This window comes from Anabaena sp. UHCC 0253 (assembly GCF_009712085.1).
Classification (GTDB): domain Bacteria; phylum Cyanobacteriota; class Cyanobacteriia; order Cyanobacteriales; family Nostocaceae; genus Dolichospermum.
Genome location: NZ_VILD01000002.1, coordinates 49,783 through 66,109, shown reverse-complemented (window position 1 = coordinate 66,109; position 16,327 = coordinate 49,783). Strand labels below are relative to the sequence as shown.

Genomic DNA, 16,327 nt, shown 5'->3' with positions numbered 1-16,327 from the left:
TATCGTCGCGCCCAGAATTTAGAACGCAAACAATTTGATGAAGAGTATTTTGATAATTTTGAAGTAGAACTGGATATAGATGGTGAAGGCTTTCGGGTTCTTTCCACAAAAACCATAGTTGAAGAAGTTAGTAATAACGATCATCAAATTTCCTTAGATGAAGTACAACAAGTAGCTCCAGAAGCCCAATTAGGAGATTCTGTAGTTTTAGATGTCACCCCAGATCAAGGAGAATTTGGGCGCATGGCTGCCATGCAAACTAAACAAGTATTGGCGCAAAAATTGCGAGATCAACAGCGCCAAATGGTGCAAGAAGAATTTCAAGATTTAGAAGGAACGGTTTTACAAGCTAGAGTCTTACGATTTGAACGCCAATCTGTAATTTTGGCAGTTAGTAGCGGGTTTGGACAATCAGAAGTTGAAGCAGAATTACCAAAGCGAGAACAACTACCCAACGATAACTATCGGGCTAATGCGACTTTTAAGGTATATCTGAAAAAAGTTTCCCAAGGACAACAACGGGGTCCACAACTGATGGTATCCCGTGCTGATGCAGGTTTAGTTGTCTATCTCTTTGCGAATGAAGTTCCGGAAATTGAAGATGAAGTAGTAAGAATTGTGGCTGTAGCCAGAGAAGCTAATCCACCTTCTCGTTATGTTGGACCCCGGACAAAAATTGCCGTTGATACCTTAGATCGGGATGTAGACCCCGTTGGTGCTTGTATTGGTGCGAGAGGATCACGAATCCAAGTCGTAGTTAATGAATTACGTGGTGAAAAAATAGATGTGATTCGCTGGTCTCCAGATCCGGCTACTTATATTGCTAATGCTTTGAGTCCAGCGCGAGTAGATGAAGTTAAACTCATGGACCCCGAAAGTCGCCAAACTCACGTTTTAGTAGCTGAAGATCAACTGAGTTTAGCGATTGGGAAAGAAGGGCAAAATGTCCGGTTAGCAGCCCGACTCACTGGTTGGAAAATTGATATTAAAGATCAGGCTAAATATGATCATGTAGCTGAGGATACTAAATTTGCAGCCGTGAGGGCCCAGTACCGACCGGATAATGATGAAGAGGACATGGAGGAACTAGAAGATGAAATCCAAGAAGAATTAGAATTAGAAGAAGATAGTTATGACACCAACGAGTAATTAATTTCTCTTCCCTGTTCCTGATCAAAACCGCTGTTTTAAAGGAGAAAAAGCCAGAAAATTCTTCTTTCTCAATCCTCGCACTTCCAGAGCGAGGTAATTGTCAATTGTCAATTGTCAATTGTCAATTGTGGAAGTTAATCACTTATGATATAGCTGGGCTGGCTGCTAATTAATTTTTCCTAATTACCAATTACCAGCCCAGAAAGATATGATAGGTCTTTGACAAGACACTATATCAATATCGGCATTGAAAATTTTGACGATATCTGAATTAATCTGGCAAAAGACTGATGAAACCGAATTATCGGCGTTGTATTAGTTGTCGCCAAGTCAACTTGAAACAAGAGTTTTGGCGGATTGTCCGCGTCTTTCCATCTGGAAAGGTACAATTGGATCAGGGCATGGGGCGTTCTGCCTACATTTGCCCTCAAGCAAGTTGCCTCCAAGCGGCTCAGAAAAAAAATAGACTAGGGCGTTGCCTTTGGCCAGCGAAGCGATCGCTGCATGGGACAGTTCCAGAAACACTGTATCAAACATTGTGGCAACGTCTCAATCACAGCAATCCCCAAGATCGCATTCAATCGTAACAGCCAAAATTGCGATAATCTCTAAAGAGATTATGACAAAAGTCGAATTATTCGTACTCTGATCATAACCTTTAGTATCGCTCAAGTTAGTGCCAAAATAGTAAATGGGTGTAAACAGCTTTTTCAATTTCCCTTTTCTGGGAAAACACAAAGTATTACTCCCCACAAGTTTTTCTTGATCGTGTTGTGGAAAACTCACCAATCAGCAAAACAAAAAAAATCAAGAATGGCAACCTGGTAGCGCCAAGGCGCAGTTAGGCATCAACCATCATTTCTGGTGGAGATGCCAGCATTAACCCGAAACATCTCTCTTTCCTAACTGGAGGCACCGGCGATATCACCAAGGGCAACCGAAAAAACAGTGATCAAAGGGTGGAGATGTCACAAACCAGGCAACCATCCGCTAAAACTGTAAATTAAAGGGGAAAGAGTGGATGAACAACGGCAAAGTTAGAATCTATGACTTATCAAAGGAATTGAATTTGGATAACAAAGAGCTACTAGCAATTTGCGACCAGCTCGATATTGCGGTCAAAAGCCATAGCAGTACGATCTCTGAATCAGAAGCTGAACAAATTCGTACCGCAGCCGAAAAAGTTGCGGCCACGAAAAAGCAACAAGGTACAAACGGCCATAAACCAAATTCATCTCACAGCGGCTCTCAAGATATTAAACTAGCTGCAAATCACAAACAGCAAATTCTGGAAATTCGTAAACCCAAAATATTGAGAAACACTACTACTAACACCCCAGATGCTTTAGTTACTACTGAAGCTAATAATCCTGCACCTCCACGGCCTTTCGCTACACCTGTCTCACCCATGAAGCCGACGGCACCAACTCGACCAGTACCCCGGAATCAATCTGAAAGTCCGCAAAAACCTCATGTTACTCAACCGGAACAGATATCTAATTCTCAACCGGTAGTAGAAAAAGTAGCAGCGGAAAAATCAGAAAAATCAGCAAATCCCAGACCAAGACCAGAGAAGCCACAAAAACCTCAATTAGCTTCTCCACCTCCTAGACCGGATGGGACAAAACCGACCGAACCTGAACAGGTAGGATCATTAGAAAAACCAGTCCTGAAACGCGATCGCCCACAGCGTGTAGAGGAAGACCGTCAACCAGTCCGAGGTAAAATTAATAAACCCTCAACTGACCAAGGTTCACCATCTGCACCATCAAAACCGAGTCGCGCCCCATCCCCAGCTAAACCAGAACAGCGGGGTGGTAGACCATCTCCTGGTGGTTCAGACATCCAACGCCCCAGACCATCACGTGCCGGTGAAGCAGTGGCAGCTATGCCAATTGCTACTCCACCCAGACCTATGTCGGCAGGAGCGAAAAAGGAAGCATTAGACAATACACCAGTCGCTCCCGATCTCCTGGATTTAAAACGCCCCACACCCCCACGTCTCAATAAAGGTGGGAAAAAATGGCAAGAAGAAGAAATCATTGACGAAATCAAAGAAAAGGCGAAGATTGGACCCAAAGGCAAACGTGTCAAACCAATCCTAGACGATGATTTAGATGAAGATGATTTACTAGATGAAGACGGTCTAGAAATTTCCACAGCCGTTCAAGTTAGTCTTTCCATTGCCCGTCCTCCTAAACCAAAAGGGACTCGCTCCAGTGTTGCACCAGTGGCTGTTGTCGCTGCTCCCACCAGAGGCAAAAAATCTAGTTCTTCCCGCGAACAAAATCGTCGTCAAGAAGTAGACCAAAAACCTGATCGTCCATCACAAATAGTCATCACTGGTCCATTAACAGTCCAAGAATTGGCTGATGTCTTAGTAATTGCCGATACAGAGATTGTCAAAATCCTGTTTATGAAAGGCATGGCCGTCAGTATTACCCAAAATCTGGATATTCCGACCATTACCCTAGTTGCCAAAGAATTAGAAGTAGAAGTCGAAATTGCCGAACGTGAGGCTGAAGCGCGGAAAGTTACGGAAATGATTGACGTGGCCGACTTAGACCACCTCATTCGCCGTCCCCCAGTTGTCACCATCATGGGTCACGTAGACCACGGTAAAACAACTCTTCTCGACTCGATTCGGAAAACAAAAGTCGCGGCTGGTGAAGCTGGCGGTATTACCCAACATATCGGCGCATATCATGTTGATATCGTACATGAAGGTAAACCACAGCAGATTGTTTTCCTAGATACTCCCGGTCACGAAGCCTTTACAGCTATGCGTGCCAGAGGAGCTAGGGTGACAGATATTGCTGTTTTAGTCGTCGCTGCTGATGACGGTGTTCGTCCCCAAACTATCGAAGCTATTAGCCACGCTAAAGCCGCAGATGTCCCTATTGTTGTCGCCATCAACAAAATTGATAAAGAAGGCGCACAACCAGAACGAGTGAAACAAGAACTCACCAATTACGGTCTTACAGCCGAAGATTGGGGTGGTGAAACCATCATGGTTCCCGTCAGCGCCATTAAAGGCGAAAACCTCGACACCCTGCTAGAAATGATTATGTTGGTGTCGGAAGTTGCCGAACTATCCGCTAACCCCAATCGGGTTGCTAAAGGAACAGTCATTGAGGCGCATTTGGATAAAGCTAAGGGTGCAGTTGCTACCTTGCTGATTCAAAACGGTACTCTCCACGTTGGAGATATGCTTGTTGCTGGTTCAGCCTTCGGTAAAGTCCGAGCCATGGTGAACGATCGCGGTAAGCGAGTAGATATTGCCAGTCCATCCTTTGCTGTAGAAGTATTGGGTTTAAGTGATGTCCCCGCCGCCGGTGATGACTTCGAGGTTTATGAAAACGAAAAAGAAGCTCGTTCCATAGCCAGCGATCGCGCCGACAAACAACGTCAATCCCGCCTGTTACAAGGTCGTGTTACCTTGACAACCCTCTCAGCACAAGCACAAGAAGGCGAGTTGAAAGAACTCAACTTAATCCTCAAAGGCGACGTGCAAGGTTCTGTGGAAGCTATTATCGGCTCTCTCCGCCAAATTCCTCAAAACGAAGTCCAAATTCGGATGCTCCTGGCTACCGCTGGAGAAATCACCGAAACAGATATAGACTTGGCAGCAGCTAGTAACGCTGTCATCATTGGATTCAATACCACCTATGCCAGTGGCGCTAGACAAGCCGCTGATGAAGCAGGTGTAGATGTCCGGGAATACAACATCATCTATAAACTTTTGGAAGATATCCAAGGCGCTTTAGAAGGTCTCCTAGAGCCAGAGTTAGTAGAAGAATCCTTAGGACAAACAGAAGTCCGTGCTGTCTTCCCAGTCGGACGTGGCGCAGTTGCCGGTTGTTATGTACAATCTGGTAAACTTGTACGTAACTGTAAAGTACGCGTGCGTCGTGGTAACAAGGTTGTGTTTGAAGGCGTTCTCGATTCCCTGAAACGGATGAAAGAAGATGCCCGTGAAGTCAATGCAGGTTATGAATGTGGAATCAACATTGATAAGTTCCATGACTGGGTTGAACATGACATTATCGAAGCCTACCAAATGGTAACTAAGCGTCGTACCCTGACTATGACGAAATAGTGCTGTGCAGCCAGCGTTGAGTGCTGAGTTGATGAGTGTTGAATTGAGACTATCGAGGATTCAACACTCAAAAAAGTAAACTCAGCACTCCGTAAAAAGGACTGACATAGCAAATGACAGAGTTGAACGTTTGTTTGGATCTCAGCTTGATCATCCATTGATATCTCACCACCCCAGCAAGTTCCATAACTTTTAAAAAATTTCCTGTTTAATTAAGAACAAGTTGTTTTTATAAATTTGCCGCCACAAATTCGGCTTTTAGTAATTAATGAGACAGAATTGCCGGGTATAAAACCATTATCCTCAAAAGGATTAAGCAAGATTTAACAATTTTAGGTTTAGGTGACGAGATTTACGTCTTGAGTATGAAATAAATTATCAATTTGAAATCTAAAATCCCCAAACCCAACAAATTGTCCAACTCTGGAAGTAAAAAATCAGGAATGAGGAATTATGGCTCAATTTCCAACTTCTAGCAATTATGCACATAGCACCAATCTCAAAAGCGATGCCAGCAATGAGCGTAGCTATCGGCAATTTCCTAGTGATACTCCAATTTGGCACAACCTGAAACACGCAATTTCCGCTAGTTCCGGTTTTCAGAGATGGCAACTAGAATGCAATGCCCAATTACAAAGTTTACGCCTCGATCAGCAAGTACAAATGTATTTACGAGAGACCTTAGAAACTTTAGCTTATTAACCATTTGGCAAATATTGATAACTTGCTTTCAGCAGGGAAATTGAGGATAAGAAATCTTATCCTCAATTTTTATGTATAGCAAATCACAAAGAATGGAAAAGCAGGATAAAAATTAAAAACTTCAAAAACTAAAAATTTTGCCTTTTTTGGCTTTATAACTACTTACAGCCTCAAAAATGGGACTCAAAGATACTGAATTGTGAAATTATTTTATTTTTTTAATAGGAATTTTATCTGAAAAAGTGCTAATCATCCGGTATAGTTTCTCATGGGTTTTACATATAAACATCTGTTACCTTAGACTTTTGTGAAAGTACCATCATTAAGCACATAATTTGGTAATAAAATGAAACATCAGGGTTTTCACATTTCTAATTTATCTTTGCCTACCAGCCTAGCAGCTTTGTTATTAATTACTGGTAGTTCTACTCTCATACCTAGTCAAGTTCAGGCTGATACTACCCCCAACTTAATAGCCCAAGTTCCTAGCAATACCTCTGTAATTTATGTTAACTCAGCTACCGGACAAGATACTTCCGGTGCTGGAACTACAGAAGCACCTTATAAAACAATTTCCTTTGCTCTTTCCAAAGCTCAACCAGGAACAGTAATTCAAGTTGCCCCTGGTAGTTATACTAAAGATAGCGGTGAAACATTCCCCCTCGTCCTTAACTCAGGAATCACACTTCAAGGGGACGAATCTAACAAAGGTACAGGAACTTTAATCATCGGTGGCGGTTATTATACCAGTCCCACTTTTGCTAGGCAAGATATTACACTACTAGCAAACAATAACACTACCATTACAGGTCTAACTTTGACTAACCCTAATTCACGGGGAACTGCTGTATGGGTAGAATCTAGTAACCCTGTCATCAAAAAATAGTACATTTAGCAACAGTCTCAGAGAAGGAGTTTTTGTTACAGGTACAGGAAATCCCCAAATTGAAAATAATGTCTTTTTGCAAAATAAAGGCAATGGAATTTCCGTTACTAAATCTTCCCAAGGCGTGATTCGTAGCAACTTATTTCAGGATACTGGTTTTGGTTTAGCAATTGGTGGTAGTTCTACACCTTTAATAGAGGGCAACAACATCACCCAAAACACAGATGGCCTGTTTATCTCGGAAACTGCAAGACCTATACTCCGTAAAAATGCCATTCGCAGTAATAAACGGGATGGTGTAGTTGTGACGATTAATGCTCTCCCTGACCTGGGGACTAATGAAAGTCCTGGTGGCAACCTTATCCGTGATAATGTTCGTTATGACTTGAACAATGCTACTAGAACTAATAGGATTGTAGCCATTGGTAACGATATTAATCAGAAGCTTATTTTCGGGGCTGTAGATTTTGTAGCTGCTACAGTTACTACGCCTAACGATGGTAATACTGCTTTTAAAGATGTGCAAACAGGTTACTGGGCAAAAGCTTACATTGAAGCTTTAGCTGCTCAAAATATCATTGCTGGTTTTCCAGATGGTAGTTTTAAACCCAATGAACCTGTAACTCGCGCTCAATTTGCTGCCATTATCAACAAAGCTTTCACTCCATCAGCAACACGGTCAGCTATTGTCTTTAAAGATGTAAAAAGCAATTATTGGGCTTATAGTGCCATTCGAGTTGCTTCTAGTAGTCCCTTCCTATCTGGCTATCCTGACTTAACCTTTAAACCAGAACAACAAATTCCTAGAGTGCAAGCTTTAGTTGCTTTAGCGAATGGTTTGGGTTTAACAGCAAATACTCAAAATGTGATCAACTTCTATAATGATGCTAGTCAGATTCCTGATTATGCACTGAGTCCAGTCGCAGCCGCAACTTCTCGGCAATTAGTAATTAACTATCCTACTGTTAAACAACTCGCACCTACACGTCAAGCAACTAGAGCGGAAATTGCCGCATTTGTGTATCAAGCTCTGGTTAACGCTGGACGCGCTCAACCAATTGCTTCTCCATATCTTGTTACTGCTCAATAAAAGATGAGTAGAGGGACAGGGGGAGATATATTATCTTGCTTTTGTCCGTCACTTATTCTTTCTGTTTTCCCATTTCCAGAGCAATATCATCATACCAATTACTCCTAGTTGGATTGCGAAATTAGGCAGGGCCTGTTCAATATCGCGTCTAGCTAGGAGTTGAAAAAAGAAGACGAATGCGCCGATAAATCCAGAAGCACCAACACCAATATAGATAAATTGCCTTAACCCGCGATAGGGTGCGGCTGCTTCTGCTTTTAAACGGGCATATTGTTGAGGTTTAAGATTATTTGGAGATTTTGGTTTTATCATCAATAAATTATGTTATAATGTTTGACTGTATATGCCGATGTGGCTCAGGGGTAGAGCAACTGATTCGTAATCAGTAGGTCGTGAGTTCAAATCTCATCATCGGCTTTTGTACTGTACATTCGCACATTATATGTGGGGTATTTACCTTTTTGTCGCCATGTTTCAAATTCTGGGTGTTTACCAATTTGACTCAGTAGTTTGTTAATCAGTGGCGTGTTTTTCTTTACCATCAATTGCCATAGCTGTTGACGGGGATAAGTTTTGATATTGCTTGTTTTATTCTGAAACAACTGAAGGAACAAGAACCGGAGTTGTTTATTTCTGGTCAGGGGAAGCGGTATATGTTGTTGTTATCACAGGATGATTCGCTTTCTTTGGTAGAATTTGACAGGAAAATAGCGATCGCATCTCTGGATGAAGGTAAGGCTGTAATTCCCGTGTGGCTGGATGTTATTTATCAACAGTTGGGAAGTAGTTAAATTTTCTACACTATTCTAGTAACCTGAAAGATTATAAATTAAAGATTTCTTATGTCTCTAACCACTACAATTAAAAGTATACAGGATATCATGCGTAAAGATGTTGGTGTCGATGGCGATGCACAACGTATGAGTCAGCTTGTCTGGATGCTATTCCTCAAAATTTTAGATGAGCAAGACAAGCAAATGGAAGCAGTAAAAAATTATACTTCTCCTATTAAAGAAGAGTTTCGCTGGCGTAACTGGGCAGCAGTAGATAAAGAAGAGCAGCCAACTGATAATCAACTCATTGACTTTGTAAACAATCATTTGTTTCCTGGACTAAAGAATATTAAGACCTACCAAGGCGATAGTAAACTACGTCAGGTAATCCAGACTGTTTTCGAGGATGCCTACAATTACATGAAGTCTGGCTCTTTACTGCGTCAGGTAATCCAAAAAATTGAAGAAGATATTCCACTAAAGAGCTTTGAAGATCAAAAACATCTTGGAGATGTTTATGAAAAACTGCTCAAAGATTTGCAATCAGCAGGTAATTCTGGTGAATTTTACACACCTCGTGCAGTGACCGAATTTGTTATAGATAGAATTGCTCCCCGAATAGGCGAAACCATTTTAGATCCTGCTTGCGGTACTGGGGGTTTTTTGGCACAAGCAGTTGACTATCTAAACAAAAGTAAAAGAGAAGAAGGTAACGAAACTCTACAAAAGATACAAGATGCACCACGTGGGATTGAAAAAAAGCCTCTGCCTCATATGTTGGCAGTAACTAACATGATTCTGCACGGCATAAAAGAGCCATTTCATATTCAACGTAAAAATACACTCGAACTTTACAAAGACTGGAATGAGGATAACAAAGTTGACATTGTAATTACTAATCCTCCCTTTGGGGGAATGGAAGAAGAAGGGATTGAGAATCATTTATTTAATAATTCAAAAATTGGCAGAATGTATTATAAAAATCATGCGACAGGAATTTCTATACAAAATGTTTCCAGGCAAATATTACTCAATATGCCTGTCCCTCTTCCACCCTTAATTGAACAGAAATTTATCGTACAAAAAATTGAGAATCTTTTATCATTATGTGATGATTTAGAACGGTTATTAAAACAATATAATTCCATACAAGAAAAACTTTCAATTGCCTTAATAGAAGCGATTATAGGTGATCAATCTGAAATTAAAATTACTACTCTTATGAAAGAACTTAATAAAGAAACTAAAAAAAACTTACTGTTTTAATAAAGCTAATTTCACCTATGAATAAAAATATTATTAACACAAAGTTAGCAAAAATTCTCAAGTTAAATGGAGAACAAATGGAAGCTAAAGAACTCTGGAAAGCCTCTGAATTAAGCATTGATGAGTTTTATGCTTTACTCAAGCAAGAAATAGATGATGGTTTTATTCAAGAACCAGATATTGCTGAACTCAAGTTAGTGGAGGTTGATGAATAATGCGTATAAAACGAATAGAAATAGGAAGCTTTAAAAACCTAAAAAACCTGATACTTGAGCCTAAAGACTATACAGCGCAGGTAGTTATCGGTCAAAATGCTAGTGGTAAATCCAACCTAATAGAAGCTTTAGTTGCTATCTTCCGCCATTTAGATTTGGCTGAACATCCTCCTTTTGATTATCAATTAGAATATACTTGTCGTGGTCATTATGTAATTGTATTAGCAAGTTCTAATAAAATTACAATAGAAGTAAAAGATAAAGGATCTAATACACCAAAAATAATAGAATTAGATGAATTTGCTAGTAAAGCCCTCGAATATCTTCCTGCACAAGTTTTTGCTTATTATTCAGGACGTAATGAGAGATTAGAACAACTCTTTTTTGAACACCAGAGACAGCAGTATTTTAAACTTCGGGGTAAGTATGTAGAGAATCAAGAAGGAGAATCACATTTTTTATCAGAAGATGTTCTGTTGCGTCGATTATTTTATTGTCGAAATGAACATAGTTCTTTAATTTTGCTTACTTATCTAATTGACCTGGAGCGTAAAATTGGCCTAGAACGTAAGAATATACAAGGTAAAAGTGATGATTTAAAAAAAGAAATAAATTTGCTTAGGGAGTATTTGCAAATAAGCGGGATTGAATCGGCTTTATTTGTCATACAAAAACCTCAACAATTACCAATTGAAGCTATTAATGAAACAGATACAGAACTAACTGAATTAGAAAATACTGGTGACGAAAGATTTTGGAATGCTTCTGGGGTAATGGCAGACTTCCTATCAATATTATGGAAATATGCTCTTGCACCAATTGATGAAGAAATAAACAAACTCATTGACTTTCGTGGGTATACACAACCTCAAGAAACTATATATCTCTACTTAGATAAAAAACGCCTTATTGATGCAGCAAATGAGATAGGTGATGTCAACATCTTTTTTCGGCAACTTGAGGGTGTTTACATGGCAGGTTATTTAGATGAAGTTCGCATCCAGGTTCGTCGTGAAGGTTCTGAGAACCCTATTTTTTATAAGGAACTCTCTGAAGGTGAGCAACAATTAATGACTGTTCTTGGGCTTCTTCAATTCAATCGTGATGATGAATCTCTATTTCTTCTTGATGAGCCTGACACCCATCTTAACCCAATATGGAAATATAACTACTTCTCCTTAATGATTGATGATGTACTAGCTAGTAAGGAGGATTTTCTCAATAAAAATCAATTATTCATTACTACGCATGACCCATTAATGCTAGGAAGTTTACTCAAAGAACAGGTTTTAGTTCTCATAAAGTCAAATCAAGGAACTACAGTAGAACACCCCTATCAAAATCCAAGAGGTATGGGTTTTAGTAATTTACTTCGCAGTGAAATGTTTGGCTTACGTTCAACTATTGACAGAAAAACCTTGGATGATTTAGACGAACGCAACCGTTTGATTGCAAAGCGCAGTAAAAGTGGTCTTGAACCTAAGGAAACGACAAAGTTAGCTGAACTTCAGGAACGACTGGAAGAACTAGGTTTTGGGCGAGAATTTCAAGATCCTATGTATCAATTATTTATTGAAAAAATGTATGAAAGTAAAAAGCAACCTATTGACACAGTATTAAGTAAGGAGCAAATAGATGAGCAATCACAATTAGCGGAGAAAATTGTTAAAGAGCTTATCCATAAGGAAAAAATGGATGAATTATCCGATTTAGCTAGAGAGTTAAAAATTCAACTTAGTGAATAGGTAAAAAGATGTATGAGATACGTTGATATTGATAAAACACCATTTGACAAAGAAGCACTAAAAAAATGGTTGGAAGAAGCAGAAAAAATAACTTATCGGCTAAAAGCTGCTACTTCAGTGGATGAGAGAAACAAAATAATTGAGGAATATGAAAAGCATTTAAAAAAGGATATTTTTTTACTGAAAGAATGGTTAGAAGAAGCAGAAAAAATAACTTATCGGCTAAGAAGTGCTATTTCAGAAGATGAAATAAACACAATAATTGAAGAGCATGAAAAGCATTTAAAAAAGGATATATTTTTACTAAAAGAGTGGTTAGAAGAAGCAGAAAAAATAACTTGTCAGCTAAAAAGTGCTATTTCAGAAGATGAAAGAAAAAAGATAATTGAGAAAAATGAAGGGCATTGGAGAAAGGATATTTTTCGTAATTGGCTTATTGATCAGTTTTACAGAAAGTGTTGGTATAGTGAAGCGAAAGAAAGCGTATCTTCTTATCATGTAGATCATTTCCGTCCAAAAGGGAGAGCGAAAGAACTGGATGGTTCTTCTCGTGATGGATATTGGTGGTTAGCATTTGAATGGCATAACTATCGTATATCTGGAGAGCTTCTTAATGTCAAAAAAAGGATATGTTTCCTCTAAAATATGGACATCCAGCACAACTATCTGATGAACCAAGCTTGGAAATTGAAGCACATATATTATTAGATCCTTGCAAAAAAGGTGAAGCATTTCTGATATCTTTTGAAGCAGGAGGATTGGCTGTACCAGCAGAAGGTGATGATGAAGATAAATATAGGGCTGATAAAACTATTGAGATTCTAGGATTAAATAGATTGGGAAGATTAGTCGATAATCGCTCTGATAAATGGAATAAATGCCTCTTTAAAATTCTTGAGTATGAAAATGCTTCTGGACATCAGGCTTTAAAAATAGTCCACAGAGCATTAGCAACTAATGCACTTAAAGAAATGGTCAAACCTGAAGAGGAATTTTCATCAGTAGCTCTGGCTTGTATAAACAAAATAGCACCTATGCCTTTGCGTCAAGAAATAATGACATGACTTGAGTGCATAGACTTAAATTGTATAAATAAGTGTCTATGCAAAATCATTTGCACATTAGGCAGACTAATTAAAAAAATTGAGCGATTTAAAAAGATAATTAATAGAATTTTGTCTTTTTGTGCTTAAATTTTCTTCTGATGTTCTATCATCTCCCCAAACGCCATAAAACACCTTTGACACCAACCATCAACCCACAACGCCGGAACTTTAAACCTAGCCCCACAATTAGGACACTTAGACAGCAAACTTAAATGATGATGCTGACACCCTTGAGTTACATTAAACTGCCACTCAATCCGATGACAAGACGACTCCACATAACAAGCAGCACAAAGCCGAATTGGTTCAAGATTCATTCCCACCCCAGCAGGTGATAACATTTGCTCTAACTTATCAGCATCAACCCCCACAACCTTAGCCAAAGCCTCCAAGTGTTGCCGAGACGGAGGGGGATTAAAACGAAACTTTTCCCCACGGGCGATCGCACTACAAATCAAAAATTATCTGAAAATAAAATCAATCACCAAAAAATAGCCGGTTTTAACCGACTTGAGCTTTGAGACAGAGAATTTATTCTCTGGCTATTATGGCTTCTTCTGACAACACCAGTTTATTTACAAACCAGAATAAAAAATCTGTTTTCCAATTCCCTGAAATATCAAATTATTGTCTACAATTAATCGGTTTGCTATATCTGGAAATTGTTGTTGAATATAGCCTTTCAATAAATTACTATCACCACCAGTCATGACAATCTGACTTTCAGGAAATAACTGCCACCAAGCTGTAATAAAATCCTTTATCCCAATTAATAAAGTATAAATTACTCCACTTTGAATTGCTGCTGATGTATTCATTGCAAAACGTGGCGGTAAAGATGTCATTAAACCCGTTTCTAATAATGGTAATTGTCCGGTTTTTTGTCCCAAACTGGCAAATTGTAACCCTAAACCTGGTAAAATTGCCCCACCAACTAAGGATTGATGATCGTCTGCACCTGTAAAAGTCAATGCTGTACCGGCATCAATTACCAATGTGGGAAATCCCCAAGTTATCCCTGCACCCCAGACAGCTAAAGCTCTATCAATTCCTAATGTAGGATACATTCCCTGTAATGGGACATCTTCCAAGGTAATCAGGTGCAAATGGGGGTAAATTTGCCAAAGTGCGGTTTGAGAGGGAACGACAGAAGCCAGAATCAGGGGTATAGGAGAATTAGGGGAAATAATGGGATAATTGGCAGGTAGGGAGATAGCTGTCAGCCAAGTATCTAATGTGGGATCTTGAGCTAATTGTTTGACAATAGATGCAGATAGATGGGATGTATCCCCCCTTGAATATAGGGTTTTATCTATGAAAAATGCCCAATGGAGGCGGGAATTACCGACAATTAGGGCTATATAGGAATGCTGTTCGTCTGTTGACGGAGGATGATTCTGCACAGTTTTAATTTTCTTAACTGGGTGATAGGTTTTTTAATAAAAATTAATATTCAACCCGTGCCACAATAGGGGAAAGGCATAAATACTCAATTTATTAAGGAGGGGCGTTATGGTATTGCTCACCGAGAAACTAGAAAAGCGTTTGACTATAGATACTGTAGAGATTAGTGAAGATACTACTGCAATTCGGTCTTTAGATTGGGATCGCGATCGCTTTGATATTGAATTTGGTTTACAAAATGGGACTACATATAACTCTTTTTTGATTCGTGGTGAGAAAATAGCTTTAGTTGATACTTCCCATGAAAAATTTCGTCAACTTTATCTTGATACTCTCACGGGTTTAATTAATCCCCAGGATATTGATTATTTAATTGTCAGTCACACAGAACCAGATCACAGCGGTTTAGTCAAAGATTTGCTGCAACTCGCTCCTAATATTACTGTAGTTGCGTCAAAAGTAGCAATTCAGTTTTTGGAAGATATGGTACATCAACCATTTAACCGCAAAATTGTCAAAAATGGCGATCGCCTAGATTTAGGAAATGGCCATGAATTTGAATTTGTCATTGCTCCTAATTTACACTGGCCGGATACAATTTTCAGCTTTGACCACAAAACCCAAATTATCTACACCTGCGACGCTTTCGGCTTACATTACTGCACTGATAGCACTTTTGATGACAACTTAGCAGCTATTGAAGCCGATTTTCAATATTACTACGACTGTTTAATGGGTCCAAATGCCCGTTCTGTGCTGTCTGCACTCAAGCGAATGGGAGAATTAAAAAGTATTCGCATGGTTGCGACTGGTCATGGACCCTTACTATACCATAACGTTGAGGAATTAATTGGGAGATATCGGAATTGGAGTCAAGGCCAAACCAAAGCAGAAACCCCAGTCGGTATATTTTACGTATCTGAGTATGGTTATAGCGATCGCCTTGCCCAATCTATTGCCAATGGTATCACTAAAACCGGCGTAGCTGTGGAAATGGTGGATTTGGGTGCAAATATCGAATTACAAGAACTGCGGGAACTGGTAGGACGTTGTACCGGTTTAGTTGTGGGAATGCCCCCAGCTTCAGGTAATTCTAACATTCAAGCAGCACTCAGCACCGTTTTAGGTTCTGCCAAAGAAAAACAAGCAATTGGCATTTTTGAAACCGGTGGAGGAGACGATGAACCTACTTATCCCCTCTTAAATCAATTCCGGGCTTTGGGCTTAAATGTCGCTTTCCCCGTGATTGAAATTCGGGAAACACCCACAGAAAACATCTATAAAAAGTGTGAAGAAGCGGGTACAGACTTAGGACAATGGGTGACAAGAGACAAAAGCATCAAAGCCATGAAATCCCTTGCGGCCGATTTAGATAAAGCCTTGGGCCGAATTAGCGGCGGTTTATATATTATTACTGCCAAAAAAGGCGACGTATCCAGCGCCATGTTAGCCTCCTGGGTAAGTCAAGCCAGCTTTAAACCCCTGGGCTTTTCCATCGCAGTTGCCAAAGATAGAGCGATAGAATCACTCATGCAAGTAGGCGATCGCTTCATTCTTAACGTACTCGAAGAAGGCAATTATCAACCATTAATGAAACACTTCTTAAAAAGATTTGCTCCCGGTGCAGATCGTTTTGAAGGAGTCAGAACCCAACCAGCAGAAAATGGCGCACCCATCCTCACAGATGCCCTAGCTTACATAGAATGCGAAGTCGCCAGCCGCATGGATTGTGGCGATCATTGGGCAGTATACAGCACAGCCTACGCAGGTAGAGTATCCAATCCCGATGCCATGACAGCAGTACATCACCGCAAAGTTGGTAATCACTATTAAAAGCAATTGACAATTGACAATTGATAATTGACAACGAACAACTGACTAAAGCAATT

The 16,327-nt window shown here is 39.7% G+C and carries 15 protein-coding genes, 1 tRNA gene and 1 pseudogene; 13 read left to right on the top strand and 4 right to left on the bottom strand.

From position 1 onward, the window contains the following. From nusA to FJR38_RS04440, 5 genes and pseudogenes are all read left to right on the top strand, one after another. Nucleotides 1-1,149, top strand: a 1,149-nt coding sequence (gene nusA / locus FJR38_RS04465; protein ID WP_254449354.1) for a transcription termination factor NusA, incomplete at its 5' end; no start/stop codon positions are given. Nucleotides 1,150-1,442: 293 nt separating this feature from the next. Continuing rightward, on the top strand, nt 1,443-1,739 hold the full coding sequence (locus tag FJR38_RS04460; RefSeq protein ID WP_168535677.1) for a YlxR family protein: 297 nt from the start codon (nt 1,443-1,445) through the stop codon (nt 1,737-1,739). Nucleotides 1,740-2,173: 434 nt separating this feature from the next. Beyond that, a complete protein-coding gene (infB, locus tag FJR38_RS04450; protein ID WP_168536416.1) occupies nt 2,174-5,251 on the top strand; it encodes a translation initiation factor IF-2 in 3,078 nt (1,025 codons plus the stop codon). Between the two features lie 453 nt (nt 5,252-5,704). Continuing rightward, nucleotides 5,705-5,953 carry a hypothetical protein gene (locus tag FJR38_RS04445; RefSeq protein ID WP_168492165.1) on the top strand — a complete coding sequence of 83 codons (249 nt, stop codon included), beginning with the start codon at nt 5,705-5,707 and terminating at the stop codon, nt 5,951-5,953. A gap of 346 nt (nt 5,954-6,299) precedes the next feature. Continuing rightward, nucleotides 6,300-7,929 (top strand): annotated as a pseudogene (locus FJR38_RS04440) (DUF1565 domain-containing protein). A gap of 48 nt (nt 7,930-7,977) precedes the next feature. On the opposite strand, the gene FJR38_RS04435 reads toward FJR38_RS04440, so the two are convergent. Beyond that, a complete protein-coding gene (locus FJR38_RS04435; protein ID WP_168492399.1) occupies nt 7,978-8,241 on the bottom strand; it encodes a DUF3493 domain-containing protein in 264 nt (87 codons plus the stop codon). A gap of 33 nt (nt 8,242-8,274) precedes the next feature. On the opposite strand from FJR38_RS04435, the gene FJR38_RS04430 reads away from it, so the two are divergent. Next, nucleotides 8,275-8,346, top strand: a tRNA-Thr gene (locus tag FJR38_RS04430). Here FJR38_RS04430 and FJR38_RS04425 read toward each other — a convergent pair. Further along, nucleotides 8,328-8,531: a hypothetical protein gene (locus tag FJR38_RS04425; protein WP_168535630.1), complete on the bottom strand. Its 204-nt coding sequence runs from the start codon at nt 8,529-8,531 to the stop codon at nt 8,328-8,330. The genes FJR38_RS04430 and FJR38_RS04425 overlap by 19 nt on opposite strands. 51 nt (nt 8,532-8,582) lie before the next feature. Here FJR38_RS04425 and FJR38_RS28150 point away from each other — a divergent pair, with 51 nt between their 5' ends. Genes FJR38_RS28150 through FJR38_RS04395 form a run of 6 tightly spaced genes read left to right on the top strand, consistent with a single transcriptional unit; the run spans nt 8,583 to nt 12,992 of the window. Then, nucleotides 8,583-8,720 carry a hypothetical protein gene (locus FJR38_RS28150; protein WP_254449353.1) on the top strand — a complete coding sequence of 46 codons (138 nt, stop codon included), beginning with the start codon at nt 8,583-8,585 and terminating at the stop codon, nt 8,718-8,720. A 51-nt stretch (nt 8,721-8,771) separates the two neighbouring features. Further along, nucleotides 8,772-9,968, top strand: coding sequence for an N-6 DNA methylase (locus FJR38_RS04415; protein ID WP_168535675.1), 1,197 nt, complete (start codon nt 8,772-8,774; stop codon nt 9,966-9,968). 17 nt (nt 9,969-9,985) lie between these two features. Further along, on the top strand, nt 9,986-10,183 hold the full coding sequence (locus tag FJR38_RS04410) for a hypothetical protein (protein ID WP_168535673.1): 198 nt from the start codon (nt 9,986-9,988) through the stop codon (nt 10,181-10,183). Further along, nucleotides 10,183-11,928 (top strand): AAA family ATPase, encoded by a 1,746-nt coding sequence (locus FJR38_RS04405; protein WP_168535671.1) that lies wholly within the window; start codon nt 10,183-10,185, stop codon nt 11,926-11,928. The genes FJR38_RS04410 and FJR38_RS04405 overlap by 1 nt, the downstream gene beginning before the upstream one ends. A 12-nt stretch (nt 11,929-11,940) precedes the next feature. After that, nucleotides 11,941-12,570, top strand: a complete 630-nt coding sequence (locus tag FJR38_RS04400) for a hypothetical protein (RefSeq protein WP_168535669.1) — start codon at nt 11,941-11,943, stop codon at nt 12,568-12,570. Beyond that, entirely contained in the window at nt 12,558-12,992 is a 435-nt protein-coding gene (locus FJR38_RS04395) for a hypothetical protein (protein WP_168535668.1), read from the top strand. Before FJR38_RS04400 ends, FJR38_RS04395 begins: the two co-directional genes overlap by 13 nt. Before the next feature lie 125 nt (nt 12,993-13,117). On the opposite strand, the gene FJR38_RS04390 is transcribed toward FJR38_RS04395, so the two are convergent. Both FJR38_RS04390 and FJR38_RS04385 read right to left on the bottom strand, forming a co-directional pair. Beyond that, complete coding sequence (locus tag FJR38_RS04390) at nt 13,118-13,492, bottom strand: hypothetical protein (protein ID WP_254449352.1); 375 nt, start codon at nt 13,490-13,492, stop codon at nt 13,118-13,120. Nucleotides 13,493-13,609: 117 nt separating this feature from the next. Continuing rightward, entirely contained in the window at nt 13,610-14,437 is an 828-nt protein-coding gene (locus FJR38_RS04385; protein WP_168535667.1) for a pantothenate kinase, read from the bottom strand. 109 nt (nt 14,438-14,546) lie between these two features. Between FJR38_RS04385 and FJR38_RS04380 the strand changes: the two genes are divergently transcribed. Further along, nucleotides 14,547-16,271: a diflavin flavoprotein gene (locus FJR38_RS04380; RefSeq protein WP_168535666.1), complete on the top strand. Its 1,725-nt coding sequence runs from the start codon at nt 14,547-14,549 to the stop codon at nt 16,269-16,271. Nucleotides 16,272-16,327: the final 56 nt, after the last annotated feature.

Bases quoted from the DNA above. Each gene is read 5' to 3' on its own strand.
- FJR38_RS04460 (WP_168535677.1), top strand. From the start codon at position 1,443: ATGAAACCGAATTATCGGCGTTGTATTAGTTGTCGCCAAGTCAACTTG.
- infB (WP_168536416.1), top strand. From the start codon at position 2,174: ATGAACAACGGCAAAGTTAGAATCTATGACTTATCAAAGGAATTGAAT.
- FJR38_RS04445 (WP_168492165.1), top strand. From the start codon at position 5,705: ATGGCTCAATTTCCAACTTCTAGCAATTATGCACATAGCACCAATCTC.
- FJR38_RS04435 (WP_168492399.1), bottom strand. From the start codon at position 8,241: ATGATAAAACCAAAATCTCCAAATAATCTTAAACCTCAACAATATGCC.
- FJR38_RS28150 (WP_254449353.1), top strand. From the start codon at position 8,583: ATGTTGTTGTTATCACAGGATGATTCGCTTTCTTTGGTAGAATTTGAC.
- FJR38_RS04415 (WP_168535675.1), top strand. From the start codon at position 8,772: ATGTCTCTAACCACTACAATTAAAAGTATACAGGATATCATGCGTAAA.
- FJR38_RS04410 (WP_168535673.1), top strand. From the start codon at position 9,986: ATGAATAAAAATATTATTAACACAAAGTTAGCAAAAATTCTCAAGTTA.
- FJR38_RS04405 (WP_168535671.1), top strand. From the start codon at position 10,183: ATGCGTATAAAACGAATAGAAATAGGAAGCTTTAAAAACCTAAAAAAC.
- FJR38_RS04400 (WP_168535669.1), top strand. From the start codon at position 11,941: ATGAGATACGTTGATATTGATAAAACACCATTTGACAAAGAAGCACTA.
- FJR38_RS04395 (WP_168535668.1), top strand. From the start codon at position 12,558: ATGTTTCCTCTAAAATATGGACATCCAGCACAACTATCTGATGAACCA.
- FJR38_RS04380 (WP_168535666.1), top strand. From the start codon at position 14,547: ATGGTATTGCTCACCGAGAAACTAGAAAAGCGTTTGACTATAGATACT.